The following is a 14354-nucleotide window of genomic DNA, read 5'->3' on the forward strand; positions in this document are numbered from 1 at the left end:
GCGCCGATCCAGCCCCAAATAAGAGGCCCCTGCGTTGAAATCTGCGATCATCGTCTTCCCAGGCACGAACCGAGAGCGCGACATGGCGATTGCGCTTGAACAGGCCAGCGGCAAGGCGCCGCTCATGGTGTGGCACAAAGACAGTGAAATCCCCGATGTGGACCTGATCGTGGTCCCCGGCGGTTTCTCCTATGGCGACTATCTGCGCGCCGGCGCCATGGCCGCCCATTCCCCTGTGCTCCGCAGCCTGAAGGAAAAGGCCGCGAAGGGCACGCCGGTCATGGGGGTCTGCAACGGCTTCCAGGTGCTGACGGAAACCGGCCTGCTGCCGGGCGTGCTGATGCGCAATGCCGGGCTCAAATTCATCTGCCGCAATGTCGGCCTAAAGGTCGAGACCAGCCAGTCTCTCTTCACCGGCGGATACGAGGACGGTCAGATATTGTCGATCCCGGTGGCCCACAATGACGGCAACTATTTCGCCGGCAACGAGACGCTGGACCGGATCGAGCAGAATGGCCAGGTCGCGTTCCGCTATGTCGACGAGAATGGCGAGACCAGCGCAGCGGGTAACCCGAACGGCTCCGCCCGCAACATTGCCGGCGTGTTCAACAAGGATAAGACGGTGCTCGGCTTCATGCCGCACCCGGAAAACGCCATCGACCCCGCTGTCGGCAACACCGACGGGCGCGGCCTCTTCGACGGACTGGTGAGGGCCCTCTCGTGAGCATTTCCAATACGGCTATCACCCCGGAAATCGTCGCCGAGCACGGCCTTTCCGAAGATGAATACGCCAGCATCCTGAAGATCCTCGGCCGCGAGCCGAACATGACGGAACTCGGCGTTTTCTCGGCCATGTATTCCGAGCATTGCTCCTACAAGAGCTCGAAGAAATGGCTGAAGACGCTTCCGACCGAGGCGCCGCACGTCATCCAGGGCCCGGGAGAGAATGCCGGTGTGATCGATATCGGCGACGGCGAAGCGGCGGTCTTCAAGATCGAGAGCCACAACCACCCGAGCTTCATCGAGCCCTATCAGGGCGCGGCGACCGGCGTCGGCGGCATCCTGCGCGATGTCTTCACCATGGGCGCCCGGCCGATCGCCAACCTGAACGCGCTGCGCTTCGGCAGCCCGGATCACCCGAAGACCCGGCATCTGGTCGGCGGCGTGGTCGCCGGTATCGCCGGTTACGGCAACTGCATGGGCATTCCGACGGTCGCGGGCGAAGTGAACTTCCACCCGGCCTATAACGGCAACATCCTGGTCAACGCGATGACCGTCGGGCTCGCCCCGGCGGACCGGATCTTCTATTCGGCCGCTGCCGGTGCCGGGAACCCGGTGATCTATGTCGGCGCCAAGACCGGCCGTGACGGCATTCACGGTGCGACCATGTCCTCAACGGAATTCAACGAGGATTCCGAAGAAAAGCGCCCGACCGTGCAGGTCGGCGATCCGTTTACCGAAAAGCTGCTGCTCGAAGCCTGCCTAGAGCTGATGGCGACCGACACCATCATCGCCATTCAGGACATGGGCGCCGCCGGCCTCACCTCTTCTGCTGTCGAGATGGCAGGTAAAGGCGGCCTCGGCATCGAGATGGACCTGGCCAAGGTTCCGGCCCGCGAAGAGAACATGACGCCGTACGAGCTGATGCTCTCCGAGAGCCAGGAGCGCATGCTGATCATCCTGAAGCCGGATGCGGCATCCGAGGCCGAGGCCCGGGCGATCTTCGACAAGTGGGAGCTGGACTTCGCCGTTATCGGTACGCTGACGACCACGGGCCATCTGGTTCTGAAGATGGGCGACGAGCTGGTCGGCGATATTCCGATCGCGCCGATGGTCGACGAATCTCCCGAATATGACCGCCCGTGGGAGCCGACAGCGGCCTCTGCGGTCGTGGATGCGTCAACAGTCCCGGCACCCGCCAGCCTGACCGGCGCACTGAAGGACCTGATCGGCACCCCGGATCTCTGCAGCCGGCGCTGGGTTTGGGAACAGTACGATCACCTGATCATGGGTGACACGGCGATCCGTCCCGGCGGCGATGCCGCCATGGTGCGTGTGCGCGACAGCAAGAAGGGTCTCGCCCTCACCGTCGATTGCACGCCGCGCTATGTGAAAGCGGCACCGGAGACCGGCGGTGCACAGGCCGTGGCGGAGACCTGGCGGAACATCACCGCGACCGGCGCCAAGCCACTCGCCATCACCAACAACATGAATTTCGGCAACCCGCAGAAGCCGCAGATCATGGGACAGTTCGTTGGCGCCATTAATGGTATGCGGGCGGCCTGCATCGCTCTCGACTACCCGGTCGTCTCCGGCAACGTCTCGCTCTACAACGAGACCGAAGGCGCCGCCATCCTGCCGACCCCGGTGATCGGCGGCGTCGGCGTCATTGCCGATATCGAGAAACGCGGCACCGTCGCCTTCAAGGCAGCGGATGAAGCCATCGTCGTGATCGGCGAGACCACGGGCTGGCTCGGTCAGTCCATCTATCTCCGCGAAATCGAAGGCCGCGAGGAAGGTGCTCCGCCACCGGTCGATCTCGCGCTGGAGAAAAAGAACGGCGATTTCGTTCGTGGTCTGATCGAAACAGGCTCGGTGACTGCCTGTCACGATGTGTCCGACGGCGGCCTCGCCATCGCCCTTGCGGAAATGGCGCTCGGCGCCAAAGGACTCGGTGCGGATGTTACGCCGGAAGGCGGTCTGCCACCCCATGCCTGGGCTTTCGGCGAGGACCAGGCGCGCTATGTGGTCACGGCGAAGGACGCTGAAGGCATCCTGAAAGCCGCGGCGGCTGCCGGAGTTCCGGCGACCGTCATTGGCAAGACAACCGGCACTGGTGAATTGAAACTCGGCACCGGTGACTCCATATCCGTCTCAATGCTACGGTCCGTATTCGAGGATTGGCTGCCGGACTTCATGGCCGCATCCTGAGACAGACAAGACAAGAAACCCGAACGGGCAAAAAGGATAAGAACGCATGGCAATGGAAGCCGGAGAGATCGAACGCCTCATCAAGGAGACGTTTCCCGACGCCCAGGTCACGATTGAGGATCTGCGCGGGGACGGCGATCACTATGCCTGTCACGTTCTGTCTACGGCCTTTGAAGGCAAGACCCGTATCCAGCAGCACCAGATGGTGTATGCAGCCCTTCAGGGCCGGATGGGCAACGAGTTGCACGCCCTCGCCCTGCAGACCGGCACGCCGGCCTGATCGCACAGGATTTACCCACTAACCCGACGGCACACGGACCCATGAAAGGACCACGCCATGCTTGACGAAAATACCCGCCAGAGAATCCAGGACGAAATCGGCGGCACGGACGTCGTTCTCTTCATGAAGGGCACGCCCGTCTTCCCGCAGTGCGGTTTCTCCGCCGCTGTTGTCGGCGTCCTCAGCCATATCGGCGTGAAATTCAAGGGCATCAACGTCCTTGAAGATCCGGCCGTGCGCGAAGGCATCAAGGAATTCTCCAACTGGCCGACCATTCCGCAGCTCTACGTGAAGAACGAGTTTGTCGGCGGCTGCGACATCATCCGCGAGATGTACGAGACCGGCGAACTGCTGGAAATGTTCAAGAGCAAAGACATCGACGCCCAGATCGGCGCCGAAGCGTAAGCTGCTTCGTTATTTATCTGTCATCCTCGCGCATGCGGGGATGACGATGAAAAGAAAAAGGCCGGCTCAATGCCGGCCTTTTTCTATACCTGCTTGACGCGCCTTGAGCGGAACAGACGCCCATCAATCGCCAGAAGCCCGACCGCGATCAGCCCCATCCCGGCGAAATGGCTTGGCGCCAGGGACTCCCCCAGGAATGTCACGCCGAGCAAGATGGCGCTGACTGGCACGAGCAAGGTGACCAGCAGCAGGTTCATCGCCCCTGCCCGCTTCAACAGCTCGAAATAGAGAATATAGGCGAAGGCCGTGCACAGCAGGGCCAGACCAATGAGAGCCGCGATGGTTGTCCCGCTTGGCACTGGTAACTCCCATGGCCGGTCTACGAGAACAACGGCGGGTATCATGAGAATGCTGGATGCCGTCACCTGACCCGCTGCGGTTTGCGCGGGCTGGACACCCATCCCTTTAAAGCGCCGTCCAAAAACGCCGCCAAAGGCATAACTGAGCGCCGCCCCCAAAAGCGCAAGCTGGCCAATGAGCGTGCCGGAGAACCCTGCTGACAGATCATTACCAATCATCAACGCAACGCCGCCGAACCCAAACACCACGCCGAACACGCGCAGCGGGGTGATCCGTTCGTCATCGGTCAGGAAATGCGCCACCAGAACGCCGAATATTGGTGTCGCCGCGAGGAAGATGGAGGCGAGACCGCTGGCGATCTGAGTCTGGCCGAAGACGATCAGGGAGAACGGCACCGCATTGTTCAGAAACCCCATGAACAGGAATGCCCGCAGGATTTTCCAGTCCGTCGGCATGCGCAGACCGAAAAGCGGCAGGGCAATCTGCATGGCAATGGCCGCCAGCCCGACCCGGACCAGCACCATGGTCAGCGGCGGCACCTCATGGATTGCCACCTCGACAAAGAAGAACGACCCGCCCCAGACGGAGGACAGCAGAATGAGGATGCCCCATTCCATTGGCCCCATGGTGAGATTGACCTTGGCATTCATGTCCGGTCCAAGCCTTTTCGGTTCAATTCAGTTTCGTCACTGCGGGGATTCTAGGATTCGTGGATAACAATGCCGCCGCAAAACGGGCATGACTGACCGTGCTGATATCATACCCGCGCCGGGACGGATCTCCGTTTCTTGCGCGGCTTGTCCTTCATGCCAATTCAAGGATTGAGCGCGGCCCCGCCTCTCTCTAGGCTGGGCGCAAATTCAAGGGAGAAAACACCATGCAGGCCCGCGAAAGCGCATCAAAGACCGCGCCGGTTCTGGATATCCTGAAAGAGCGCTTCGCGGACCGGCTCTCGACAGCACCCGCCGTGCTCGAGCGGCACGGTCAGGACGAGAGCTATCACAAGGCCCTGCCGCCTGAAGGCGTCGTCTTCGCCAACAGCACCGAAGAGGTCGCGGAGGTGGTGACGCTCTGCGCCGCCCACGGTGTTCCGGTCATTCCCTTCGGCACCGGCACCTCGCTGGAAGGCCATATCGGCGCCGTCATGGGCGGCATCTGCATCGATCTCTCGAACATGAACGCGGTCCTCGAAGTCAATGCCGAGGACCTGGACTGCCGGGTGCAGGCCGGCGTCACCCGCAAGCAGCTCAACACCCATTTGCGCGACCAGGGCCTGTTCTTCCCGATCGATCCCGGCGCCGATGCCTCCATCGGCGGCATGGCGGCGACCCGCGCTTCCGGCACCAACGCGGTGCGCTATGGGACCATGCGGGAGAACGTGCTGTCGCTGACCGTGGTGACGGCAAGCGGCGAGATTATCCGCACCGCCCGCCGGGCCCGCAAATCCTCCGCCGGATACGATCTCACCCGGCTGTTTGTCGGCTCCGAAGGCACGCTCGGCGTGATTACCGAGGTTGCTCTCAAGCTCTACGGCATACCCGAAGCGGTCTCCGCCGCCGTCTGCCAGTTCGACGATCTCGAGAGCGCCGTTAGCACGGTGATCCTGACCATCCAGTCCGGCGTGCCAATGGCCCGCATCGAGCTTCTGAACGCCGACCAGATGGGAGCCTGCATCCGCTTCTCCAAACTGGAAGGCTACGAGACAAAGCCGACCCTGTTCTTCGAGTTCCACGGCAGCGAGACCGGCGTGAAGGAACAGGCCGAAATGGTCGAAGGCATCGCCACCGAATTCGGCGGCAGCGCCTTCCAGTGGGCGGAGAAGGCCGAGGACCGGAACAAGCTCTGGGAAGCCCGGCACAACGTCCATTACGCCATCAAATCCATGCGCCCCGATTGCGAGGTGATGGCGACCGATATCTGCGTGCCGATCTCACGGCTGGCGGAAGCCATCCTGGAAGCCCAGAAGGACCTGATCGAGTGCGGCCTGACCGCCGGCATCGTCGGTCATGTCGGCGACGGCAATTTCCATGTCGGCTATTGCATCGATCCGAACAACGATGCGGAAGTGAAAGCCGCCAAGGGCCATAACGAGCGCATGGTGTTCCGGGCGCTGGAAATGGACGGCACCTGCACCGGCGAGCACGGCGTCGGCCAGGGCAAGATCCGCTACATGGAAGCCGAACACGGGCTGGCGCTCAACACCATGCAGGCGATCAAACAGGCACTCGACCCGCAAGGCATCATGAATCCCGGCAAGGTTTTGCCGTCCTGAGCCGTCACACGTTCCCAAACAGCGAGACAGACATGTCCAAGCCGACCGGCACCATGAAAGCCATCGAGGCCTCGGCCTTCTCCATCGACAGCCTGAGCCTTGTGGAACGGCCGGTGCCAATTCCCCGGCGCGGCGAAGTCCTGATCCGGGTGAACGCCGTCACCCTGAACTACCGTGACCTTGCCGTGCTTGGCGGCACCTACATGCCGAGCCTGCCGATGCCCTATGTGCCCTGCTCCGATTGTTGCGGCACCGTGGTCGCACTGGGGGAGGACGTCACCCTCTTCAAGGAAGGCGACCGGGTTGTGCCCTGCTATATCCAGGGCTGGCGCGACGGCAAGGTAACCCAGCAGCAGCGCACAAAGCAGACCCTCGGCGGCCCCCTTCCAGGCGTGCTGCGGGAATATATCGCCGTCCCCGCTGACGAGGTCATCCCGGCGCCGGCCAATCTCAGCGATGCCGAGGCGGCGACGCTTCCGATAGCAGCCCTTACCGCTTGGACATGCCTTGAACAGGGCGGCCTGAAAAGCGGCGACCGGGTTCTGGTGGAAGGCACCGGCGGCGTTGCGCTGTTCGCCCTGCAACTCGCCAAGGCAGCGGGTGCTGAGGTCGTCGCCCTCACCTCCACCGCCGAGAAGGCCGATATGCTGAAGAAGCTCGGCGCCGATCACGTAGTCAATTATCGCGAGACGCCGGAATGGGGAGCCGCTGTTAAGCAGGCAACTGACGGGCACGGGGCCGACATCGTGGTCGAGACCACCGGCAGCACTCTTGATCAATCCTTCGCGGCCGTTGCCTTCGGCGGCTTTATCGGCGTGATAGGATTTGTCGGGGGCGCCGAGGTACCACTGAACGTGATGCAGCTCATCGGCCCTAATGTCCGGATGGAAGGCGTCGTGGTCGGCTCCCAGGCCGGGCTGCGCGATCTCGCCCGGGCGATGAACCTGCACGGCATCAAGCCCGTGATCGACAGCACATTCCCGCTTGAAAAAGCCGCCGATGCCTTCAAGCACATGAAGCAGGCCGGACATATCGGCAAGATCGTCGTCTCGCTTTAAACCGGATCTCCGCGCATGAAAAAGGCCGCCTCCGAACTGGAAGGCGGCCTTCTCTTTAAATTCAGGAAATGGTCAGGCCAGCATCAGGCCAAAACCGGCGGCGGCAGTCACGCCACCGGCACCACGGATAACGCCTGCAGCCAGCGCGGCGCGCTCCGAGAATAGTCTTTGCGCCAGTACCCCGGCACCAAGACCTGCGACATGCAGCAGCGCGGTCGCGGCAACGAAACCGGCGCCATAGGCAAGCGCCGTCGCACCACCGATTTCACCGCCATGGGCGTGTCCGTGGAACAGCGAGAAGGCGCCGACCACAACCGCACCGACAGTTGCCGGAAGCTTCACCGCGCAGGCAACCAGCAGGCCGAGCGCGACGACAGAGGCGAGGATCGCAGGCTCAACGAACGGCAGGGCCACGCCCCACAGTGCAAGCCCGAAGCCCAACGCCATGCAGCCGACAAAGGCGAGCGGTACGCCGACCAGTGCCCTGCCGCCCATCTGGAAAGCCCAGATCCCGACCGCGATCATCGCAAGGATATGATCCGCCCCGATCATCGGGTGCGACAGACCGGCGGCGAAAGAGCCATGCTCTGCCGGGTTAAGATGCGCCAGGGAGGAGGATGCGCTGGCAACAAGGATTGCGGCGCCAAGAGATAAGGCTTTAATCATGTCTGTGATCCTTTGATGAAGTCGATCATGCGCCCCTGATTGGGTCGCGCATTCCGACGGTCGCACACATGGTTAACGAAGCCAAGAGGCCCCCTTCCCAATGTCCGACACCCTTCCCGAAATCCGCGCCATTCTCGAAGCCTCCCCTTATGCCTACGAGATTATGGAGTGCGATCCAGAGCTCGCCGACACGGCCGTATTTTGTGAACGCTATGGCAAGGCGCCGGAAGATTCGGCGAATACGATTCTGGTTCGCTCCAAGACGGGCGATCTGAAATACGCCGCCTGTGTGGTGCTGGCGACGCACCGGCTGGACGTGAACAAGGTGGTGCGGAAGAAGCTGGAGGCCCGAAAGGTGTCCTTCGCCAGCGCAAAGGAGACGAAGGAGCTGACCGGTCAGGAAATCGGCGGCGTCACGGCTCTGGGGCTTCCGGCGGATCTGCCGCTCTGGATCGATGCGGACGTGATGGCGCGGAAAGCGATCATCCTCGGCGGCGGCAACCGATCCTCGAAGCTGATCGTCGATCCGAAACTGCTGCTGGATCAACCGATGGCGGAAGTCGTCGAGGGGCTGGCGAGGCCGATCCCGACGGAATAATGCCGAGGTCCTCTTTTCCTCCGTTCGAAGGCTCCCTGTAACCTGAATGCCGGTCAGGCTGACCGCAAATCCAGCGCTCCCGCACCATGGATCGGGCCATGTCCCGGCGTCTGCACGAGGACTGACAGCCGGTCCGTCTGCATGCTGGCGGCGCTGCCCGGAATGCGGAGTGTATCCGCCTTGCCGTCCCAGGTTCCAAGCGACCGATAGAACCGGACCACAGCGAAATCTTCCAGCGTTCGGCCCCTGTTCTCCCCGCGCGGAACTTCGGTCACATGGCGGTCATCGCTGCCGACAAGGAACAGCTCGGCGCCCGCATAGTCAGCGCCTTGTTCCGCATCCAGCAGCAACTCGAAATCCGCGCCGTCCCGGTTGAGGGCGACGGCAAGACCGGGTCCGTCGCGCTGCGCCCGGCGCCGGTCCAGTTCCTGCAGCACGATGGAGCGGCGGGAGCCTACCAGGTCCGCCTCGCCGTCGATCACCAGTTGCGGCGTGTATATCGTGCGGAGATTCATGGCATGGGCATAGCGCCGCTGCCGGTCGCTCATCTCCTTGGAGGAGAACGGGTCCTCCCAGCCTATATAGTTCCAGTAATCGACGTGGTAGGCGAGCGCGATGACGTCCGGAGCTTTCGCCAGCTCTCCGAGCAGTTCATCCGCCGGCGGACAGGAGGAGCAGCCCTGACTGGTGAAAAGCTCAAGGACGATCGGGCCGGACCGGCGGGTTGCCGCCATCACGGGCCGGGTGGGGCGCGCCAGGGCCGCAAAGCCGAGGGCGCCAGCGGCGGCGATGCCGCCAAGAAGGGTGCGTCGCGTGGTCATCATGGGAGATGACGATATGCGCTCTTTCAGCCCGGCTCGAATCAACACCCGTCACGGGCGGGTGACTGAAGCCGGTCTCAGAGACTGAGATTGAACGCGACGGAAACCCGCGAACTGCCGCCGCTACCGTGTGGGGCACGCCGCGCTGCAGCCCGCCGTTGTCCTGCCGTTCTAGACAGACCTGATGTCGGTAACGGTTTCCGTACCGAACTTTTCGCCGATCATGTGCGCAACTATCTTGGCCCCAACAGCGCCCGGGTCGGCCAGCGCGCCGGTTTCCTTCAATTCGACAAACTGAGCACGCAGCGCGAAATCCTCTTCCGAGCTTCCCCGAATCGTCGACTGCATTCCGGTATCGAGCACGCCAGGCGCCAGGCTCTCGATCTTCATCCCCGGCAGCGCATCCTCACGTACCCCGTTGGCATGTTGGTCGAGTGCTGCCTTGGTCGCGCAATAGACGCTCCAGCCGGTATAGGCGTTCCGTCCGGCGCCGCTGGAGATATGTGCCAGCCGCCGATCGGAAAGATGAGTGCTCACCGCTGCGAATGCATCCGCAAGGACCAGCGCCGCGCTGATATTTACGGTGACGGCCCGGGCGATTGCAGCAGCACCCTGCCGGCCAAGCGGCGCAATCGGCTCGACGAGCCCGGCATTATTGATCAGCAGCGCCCTCTCCGCGCCTTCCAGAAAACTCTCAAGCTCGCCGCCGTCCAGCCAGGCAGCCAGCGCATCCGCATCCCCGAGATCGAGCGCGACCTGCTCCAGGCCCGCTTCGAAGCCGGGTAATGCTGAACGCGAGAGACCGAGCACATTGAATCCCTCCGCCAGCAGCGCGGCAGTGATGCCGGCGCCGAGGCCTTTGCTGTGCCCGGTAACGATGGCTTTGTTCATGTTGCTCTCCCTTGGCTATTGGACAATTCCGCACCGAATGGGCGCCCTGTCTCGAATGATATTTCCTCACATAGCATTCCACACAACCCTCGTCCCGCTTCTCGCAACCTGCAATCGGGGGAGCGTTTACTTTGCAGGGCAAAGTCAGCGGGAAAATGATCGTGACGCTTCTATTCCATACAATTTAACGGATAATTTACCCAATCAAGTGAATGTTGCAGGCATCTTTCCTAAGGACAGGGCAACGCCTACATGTCAACCAAGAGTAATAAAAAATTCGTAAGTATTGAAGGTGATTTTTATAAAAACATCATCAATCAAACAACTGATGCTATCGTTTCAATAGACTCAAACCACGCAATAATTTTTATTAATCATTCTGCTGAAATGTTATTTGGTCATCACTTAAAAGATATTGTCGGAAAAAATCTGAACGTCCTTATTCCTGATCGTTTTCACACAAGACATGATAGAGATATTAAACATTTCCTGACCACAGGTCAGGATGCCCGATATATGGGAGACCGGAAAAGCTATGTTGTCGGACGCCACGCCGACGGCCATGAAATCAAACTCGGTGCCAGTATCGTGCGTGTTCACAACGGCAACGGTTACGTATACGCCGCAATCCTGCGGGATATCAGCTGGCGCATTGAGCTGCTTGACGATCTGTCAGAACAGGCAAGACTCGATCCGCTGACAGGGCAATTGAACCGTCGGAGCTTCCTGGAAATTGCGGAAAATGAATGTGAACGTGCCAACCGGCACGGCACGAACCTGGCATGCCTGTTTTTCGACATAGACCGTTTCAAGGCTCTGAACGATTGCTTTGGGCACAGTTCGGGAGACATCATTCTGCAGAAATTTGCCGAACTGGCCCGATGCGATCTACGAACGATCGACAGTTTCTGTCGGTGGGGAGGAGAGGAATTCGTCGCCCTTCTACCGCAAACCGATCTTGAGAGCGCCATACTCGTTGCGGAGCGGGTTCGTCGCACTGTTGAAGACCATACCTTCGCTTTGCCGGACACCCGGACAGCGAAATTGACGGTCAGTATCGGCGTTTCCGACGCAACCGGTCCCGGTATCGACATATCCGAGCAGATCAGACAGGCAGACGATGCCCTGTACAAGGCGAAGCAGCAGGGCCGGAACCGCGTAATAGCGTCAATTGGCGGTCAGCCTGAACAGATCGCCTAACCGTCCCTTTGACGGCGAGGAGCTCACTTCCAGGATGCCCGGGGTCGGCACCTACGGGCGGTCCGAGATGTCCTTCGGACCGGGAGAAACAGCGCTCTCGTGACCGCCGGAAGCGAGTGAGGTATTGCGGAAATGTCCCGTGACCAGATTGATTCCCGGTCCGACGAGGGCCGGAACCAGGCTGGCACCAACACTCAACACCCAGCCTTCGACACCGGGAGGCTGCAGTCCGATCACCGATGACAGGCCAGGCAGGTAGACCGCCGCCATGATCAGGGCCGCACACAACAACAGCGCCCCCCAGACATAGGGATTTGCAGTGATCTCGTTCCGGATCAGCCCCGTACCCGGATTCCGCATGTTGAAAACATGCCAGAGCTGGGCGAAGGCCAAGGCCAGAAACGCGATCGTCACAGCGTCCTCCGGCGCATAGGCAAGGCATTTGAGCGCGATGATGAAAGCACCGAGCGTGCCGGCGGTGATCGCAGCGGCGAATAGAGCGATCGAGAGCCAGCGCGGACCGTCCAGGATCGGCTCCTTCGGATGACGCGGCGGCCGGCGCATGACGTCGGCCCCGCCTTCACCCACCCCGAGTGCGAAGGCGGGAAACACGTCCGTGACGAGGTTGAGATAGAGGATTTGCAGCGGCAGAAGCGGAAGCGGCAAGCCACAGAGTGTCGCCACGCCAATGACCAGGATTTCGCTCAGATTACAGGACATCAGATAAATGACGAACTTGCGGATATTGGAGAAGATAATCCGGCCGTGCCGCATCGCCTCCACGATCGACGGAAAAGCATCGTCCGTCAGCACCATATCCGCGGCTTCCCGGGCAACGTCGGTCCCGCGACGCCCCATGGCGATCCCGATATCCGCTTTTTTCAGAGCGGGAGCGTCGTTGACACCATCTCCAGTCATCGCCACAATCGCGCCGCTCTGCTGATAGAGCGAGACCAGCTCAAGTTTCTTCTTCGGACTAACCCGGGCGAAGATCGACGTGGCCAGAAGGCGCGCGCGGTCATCGGGCGTGCCGCCATCAAGGCTCTCAAACTCATCCGGCCCCATGGCTGCGGCGGCCTCATCGGCGAGCCCGACCTGAGAGGCAACCACCTTCGCCGTTCCGATGTGATCTCCAGTCAGCATCGCGACACGCACGCCAGCGGAGTGGCAGGCGGCGATGGCGTCCGCAACGTCCGGACGGGGCGGGTCGAGCAAACCAACAAGGCCGATCAGCGTCAGCTCCCGATAGGGTGCTTCATCGGCGGCTTCAGTGGACTTCATGGCAAGAGCCAGAACGCGCAACCCGTCGCTGGTCATCGCCTCGTTGCGCTGGTTCCAAGCCTTCCGGCTGTCCGCGCCCATCGCGACCGGACCGGCGTTCGTCAGAACATGAGTGCAGTGCTCGATAACCGTCTCGGGCGCGCCCTTAACCGCAACCAGAAAGCCGTCACCCGTTGCATGGGTCGTGGCCATCATCCTGGTTTCCGTCGCAAAAGGCTCCTCATGCACTTCCGGCATCAGGGACAGCAGTTCGTTCCGGTCGAGGTCGGCAGCGCGGCCGGCGACAAGCAGGGCCGTCTCCATCGGATCGCCGACACTCGCCGCACCGTTCTCGGTTTCCGAAAGTTCCGCGTTACCGCAGAGAACACCGACGCGCAGCGCCATTTGGATTGGTTGCCCGGGCTGGATATCGACCGGGTCGCCCTGCAGACTTACCGTCGGTGGCGCACCATCCTCCCCAGGCGCGACATCGAACACGCCCTCTTCGAGCTGCAACTGCACGACCGACATCCGGTTCTCGGTCAATGTGCCTGTCTTGTCGGTCAGGATGATTGTTGTCGCGCCAAGCGTTTCGACCGCCGACAGGTCCTTTATCAGCGCGTTTCTCCGGGCCATCCGCCACATGCCGCGGGCCAGCGCCACAGTGGCGACGATAGGAAGTCCCTCAGGAACAGCAGCGACCGCCAAAGCGATGGCCGTATGGACCATCGGCACCAGGTCCTGCCCGGCATAGAGGCCGGTTACGGCGATGAGCACCGTCAGCCCCAGGGTGACAAACACCAGTTGTCCACCCAGCCGGTCGAGGCGTTTCTCCAGCGGGGACATCTGCGCTTCGGCATCGTCCGCGAGAGCAGCAATTTGACCGAGCTCCGTGGTCATGCCCGTGGCGACGGTTACGCCAAGGCCATTGCCGCTGGTGACGGCAGTTCCCTTGAACGCCATACAGCTGCGGTCAGCGACCTCAGCATCGGATGGCACCGCTTCAATGCTTTTGACGACCGGCACGGACTCGCCGGTCAGGGCCGATTCATCAATATGGAGTCCGGTATTCTCGACCAGCCTGAGATCCGCCGGGATGACGTCGCCCGCCTCCAGAACGACAATGTCTCCGGGCACGATGTCCTCTGCCGGAACAGTGACTGTACGGCCCGCGCGGCGTAGTCTTGCCTGTACTTTCGACAGGCGCCGCAGCGCTTCCATGGAGCGGACTGCCCGCAATTCGGTGACGAAACCGATTGTCGAATTGATGACAAGGACCGCCAGGATGGCGCTCCCCTCGACCCACTGCCCAAGGAAGACTGAAAGTGTTGCAGCGGCGATCAGCAGATAGACGACAACGCTGCGGATCTGGGCTGCGAGAATAGCCCATACGTTTTTGCGCTTGGCCGCACGTAATCGGTTCGGACCTGCACTCCGGCGCCGTCGCCCGACATCCGCATCGTTCAACCCGCTATCGAGGGCGACGTCATATTCACGAAGCACCTGCTCCGGCGATAGCGTATGCGGAGTCTCCGCAGCTGACCGGTTCGGGTTTTCGGCAGCCGACTCATGTGCTGCCCGCGCGACGCGTGTCATTACCCTGGTGCCCGGT

Annotated in this window: 13 protein-coding genes; 8 read left to right on the forward strand and 5 right to left on the reverse strand. The window is 61.6% G+C overall.

Annotated features, from left to right (window positions below; translation table 11 throughout):
* Positions 1–34 precede the first annotated feature (34 nt).
* From purQ to grxD, 4 genes are read left to right on the forward strand one after another with little or no spacing between them, the layout of a single operon-like run.
* Entirely contained in the window at positions 35–724 is a 690-nt protein-coding gene (gene purQ, locus K328_RS0106780; protein ID WP_028465330.1) for a phosphoribosylformylglycinamidine synthase subunit PurQ, read from the forward strand.
* On the forward strand, positions 721–2931 hold the full coding sequence (gene purL / locus K328_RS0106785; protein ID WP_028465331.1) for a phosphoribosylformylglycinamidine synthase subunit PurL: 2211 nt from the start codon (positions 721–723) through the stop codon (positions 2929–2931). Before purQ ends, purL begins: the two co-directional genes overlap by 4 nt.
* Before the next feature lie 46 nt (positions 2932–2977).
* Positions 2978–3211 (forward strand): BolA family protein, encoded by a 234-nt coding sequence (locus K328_RS0106790; RefSeq protein ID WP_028465332.1) that lies wholly within the window; start codon positions 2978–2980, stop codon positions 3209–3211.
* A gap of 57 nt (positions 3212–3268) precedes the next feature.
* Entirely contained in the window at positions 3269–3616 is a 348-nt protein-coding gene (gene grxD / locus K328_RS0106795) for a Grx4 family monothiol glutaredoxin (protein WP_028465333.1), read from the forward strand.
* An 83-nt stretch (positions 3617–3699) separates the two neighbouring features.
* Here the strand turns inward: grxD and K328_RS0106800 are convergent, their stop codons facing one another.
* Positions 3700–4626: a DMT family transporter gene (locus K328_RS0106800; RefSeq protein ID WP_084608132.1), complete on the reverse strand. Its 927-nt coding sequence runs from the start codon at positions 4624–4626 to the stop codon at positions 3700–3702.
* 227 nt (positions 4627–4853) lie between these two features.
* On the opposite strand from K328_RS0106800, the gene K328_RS0106805 reads away from it, so the two are divergent.
* Together K328_RS0106805 and K328_RS0106810 are read left to right on the forward strand one after the other, a co-directional pair.
* Positions 4854–6248 (forward strand): FAD-binding oxidoreductase, encoded by a 1395-nt coding sequence (locus tag K328_RS0106805; protein WP_028465335.1) that lies wholly within the window; start codon positions 4854–4856, stop codon positions 6246–6248.
* 32 nt (positions 6249–6280) lie between these two features.
* Complete coding sequence (locus K328_RS0106810; protein ID WP_205620586.1) at positions 6281–7306, forward strand: zinc-dependent alcohol dehydrogenase family protein; 1026 nt, start codon at positions 6281–6283, stop codon at positions 7304–7306.
* A 72-nt stretch (positions 7307–7378) separates the two neighbouring features.
* Here the strand turns inward: K328_RS0106810 and K328_RS0106815 are convergent, their stop codons facing one another.
* Positions 7379–7972: a HupE/UreJ family protein gene (locus K328_RS0106815; protein WP_028465337.1), complete on the reverse strand. Its 594-nt coding sequence runs from the start codon at positions 7970–7972 to the stop codon at positions 7379–7381.
* A gap of 100 nt (positions 7973–8072) precedes the next feature.
* On the opposite strand from K328_RS0106815, the gene K328_RS22880 reads away from it, so the two are divergent.
* The gene (locus K328_RS22880) at positions 8073–8570 is read left to right on the forward strand and encodes a YbaK/EbsC family protein (RefSeq protein WP_036553217.1); all 498 of its coding nucleotides are present in this window, start codon (positions 8073–8075) and stop codon (positions 8568–8570) included.
* Positions 8571–8623: 53 nt separating this feature from the next.
* On the opposite strand, the gene K328_RS22885 is transcribed toward K328_RS22880, so the two are convergent.
* On the reverse strand, positions 8624–9394 hold the full coding sequence (locus tag K328_RS22885) for a DUF1223 domain-containing protein (protein ID WP_084608133.1): 771 nt from the start codon (positions 9392–9394) through the stop codon (positions 8624–8626).
* Between the two features lie 168 nt (positions 9395–9562).
* Positions 9563–10282: an SDR family NAD(P)-dependent oxidoreductase gene (locus K328_RS0106830; RefSeq protein ID WP_028465338.1), complete on the reverse strand. Its 720-nt coding sequence runs from the start codon at positions 10280–10282 to the stop codon at positions 9563–9565.
* 252 nt (positions 10283–10534) lie between these two features.
* On the opposite strand from K328_RS0106830, the gene K328_RS22890 reads away from it, so the two are divergent.
* Positions 10535–11482, forward strand: a complete 948-nt coding sequence (locus K328_RS22890) for a GGDEF domain-containing protein (protein ID WP_084608134.1) — start codon at positions 10535–10537, stop codon at positions 11480–11482.
* Between the two features lie 51 nt (positions 11483–11533).
* Here K328_RS22890 and K328_RS22895 read toward each other — a convergent pair whose 3' ends face one another.
* Positions 11534–14338, reverse strand: a complete 2805-nt coding sequence (locus K328_RS22895; protein WP_084608135.1) for a cation-translocating P-type ATPase — start codon at positions 14336–14338, stop codon at positions 11534–11536.
* Between the last annotated feature and the right edge of the window lie 16 nt (positions 14339–14354).

Origin of the sequence: Nisaea denitrificans DSM 18348, assembly GCF_000426505.1 — a bacterium.
GTDB lineage: Bacteria > Pseudomonadota > Alphaproteobacteria > Thalassobaculales > Thalassobaculaceae > Nisaea > Nisaea denitrificans.

Coding starts and splice junctions, on each gene's coding strand:
- K328_RS22895 (WP_084608135.1), bottom strand. CDS start 14,338: ATGACACGCGTCGCGCGGGCAGCACATGAGTCGGCTGCCGAAAACCCG.
- K328_RS22880 (WP_036553217.1), top strand. CDS start 8,073: ATGTCCGACACCCTTCCCGAAATCCGCGCCATTCTCGAAGCCTCCCCT.
- K328_RS0106800 (WP_084608132.1), bottom strand. CDS start 4,626: ATGAATGCCAAGGTCAATCTCACCATGGGGCCAATGGAATGGGGCATC.
- K328_RS0106790 (WP_028465332.1), top strand. CDS start 2,978: ATGGCAATGGAAGCCGGAGAGATCGAACGCCTCATCAAGGAGACGTTT.
- K328_RS22885 (WP_084608133.1), bottom strand. CDS start 9,394: ATGATGACCACGCGACGCACCCTTCTTGGCGGCATCGCCGCCGCTGGC.
- K328_RS22890 (WP_084608134.1), top strand. CDS start 10,535: ATGTCAACCAAGAGTAATAAAAAATTCGTAAGTATTGAAGGTGATTTT.
- K328_RS0106815 (WP_028465337.1), bottom strand. CDS start 7,972: ATGATTAAAGCCTTATCTCTTGGCGCCGCAATCCTTGTTGCCAGCGCA.
- K328_RS0106830 (WP_028465338.1), bottom strand. CDS start 10,282: ATGAACAAAGCCATCGTTACCGGGCACAGCAAAGGCCTCGGCGCCGGC.
- grxD (WP_028465333.1), top strand. CDS start 3,269: ATGCTTGACGAAAATACCCGCCAGAGAATCCAGGACGAAATCGGCGGC.
- K328_RS0106810 (WP_205620586.1), top strand. CDS start 6,281: ATGTCCAAGCCGACCGGCACCATGAAAGCCATCGAGGCCTCGGCCTTC.
- K328_RS0106805 (WP_028465335.1), top strand. CDS start 4,854: ATGCAGGCCCGCGAAAGCGCATCAAAGACCGCGCCGGTTCTGGATATC.